We start from the raw sequence: 1,304 nt of genomic DNA on the forward strand, positions 1-1,304 counted from the left end.
CGGCGATCTGCGCGCCATGCTCACCCCGGCGACGGTCGGCTCCACCAGCGGTTTCATGGGCGTGGCCATCGTGCAGCCCGGCGACCGCATCGGTGAGCACTACCACCCCTACTCCGAGGAGTTCGTCTACGTCGTCTGCGGCGAGCTGGAGGTCGACCTGGACGGCGAGCCGCACCCGCTGCGGCCCGAGCAGGGGCTGATGATCCCCATCAACATGCGCCACCGCTTCCGCAACGTCGGCAACGTGGAGGCGCGGATCGTCTTCCACCTGGGCCCGCTGGCCCCCCGGCCGGCTCTCGGCCACGTCGACACCGAGGGGACGGACACCGTCGCCGCCGCGCCGGCCGACCGGGCGCAGGTCCGCTCATGAGCCGGCGCGTGGCGGTCACCGGCATAGGCGTCGTGGCACCGGGCGGGATCGGCGTACCGGCGTTCTGGGAGCTGCTCGCCGAAGGCCGTACCGCGACGCGGGGCATCACGTTCTTCGACCCGACCGGGCTGCGGTCCCGGATCGCCGCCGAGTGCGACTTCGATCCCGCCGCACACGGCCTGGACGCGGAGCAGGTCCAGGGGGCGGACCGGTACATACAGTTCGCGCTGGTGGCCGGCGAGGAGGCGGTCCGCGACTCCGGTCTCGACCTGGCCCGCGAGGACCCCTGGCGGGTGGGTGTCTCCCTCGGTACCGCCGTCGGCGGCACCACCCGGCTGGAGCACGACTACGTCCTGGTCAGCCATCGCGGGCAGCGCTGGGACGTCGACCACACCGAGGCGGAGCCCCAGCTGCACCGGGCGTTCTCGCCGAGCACCGTGGCCTCCGCGGTGGCGGAACGTTTCGGCGCCCAGGGACCGGTGCAGACCGTGTCCACCGGCTGCACCTCCGGCCTGGACGCCGTCGGGTACGCCTTCCACACCGTCCAGGAAGGCCGGGCCGACATATGCATCGCGGGCGCGTCGGACTCCCCGATCTCCCCGATCACCATGGCCTGCTTCGACGCGATCAAGGCCACGTCCCCGAACAACGACGACCCCGCGCACGCCTCCCGGCCCTTCGACAACAACCGTGACGGCTTCGTCATGGGCGAGGGCGGCGCGGTGCTCGTCCTGGAGGAACTGGAGCACGCCCGGGCCCGCGGTGCCCACGTGTACTGCGAGTTCGGCGGCTACGCCACCTTCGGCAACGCCTACCACATGACCGGCCTGACCAAGGAGGGCCTGGAGATGGCGCGGGCCATAGACACCGCGCTCGACCAGGCGCGGCTCGACCCCACGGCCATCGACTACGTCAACGCGCACGGCTCCGGCAC

The 1,304-nt window shown here is 72.2% G+C and carries 2 protein-coding genes; both read left to right on the top strand.

The annotated features are described in order from the left end of the window. Positions 1–370, top strand: a 370-nt coding sequence (locus IE312_RS29410; RefSeq protein WP_229900569.1) for a cupin domain-containing protein, incomplete at its 5' end; no start/stop codon positions are given. After that, on the top strand, positions 367–1,304 hold a 938-nt coding region (locus IE312_RS29415), incomplete at its 3' end, for a beta-ketoacyl-[acyl-carrier-protein] synthase family protein (protein ID WP_229900570.1). The genes IE312_RS29410 and IE312_RS29415, both read left to right, overlap by 4 nt.

The sequence above is a fragment of the Streptomyces capoamus genome, from assembly GCF_014654935.1.
Classification (GTDB): Bacteria; Actinomycetota; Actinomycetes; order Streptomycetales; family Streptomycetaceae; genus Streptomyces; species Streptomyces capoamus.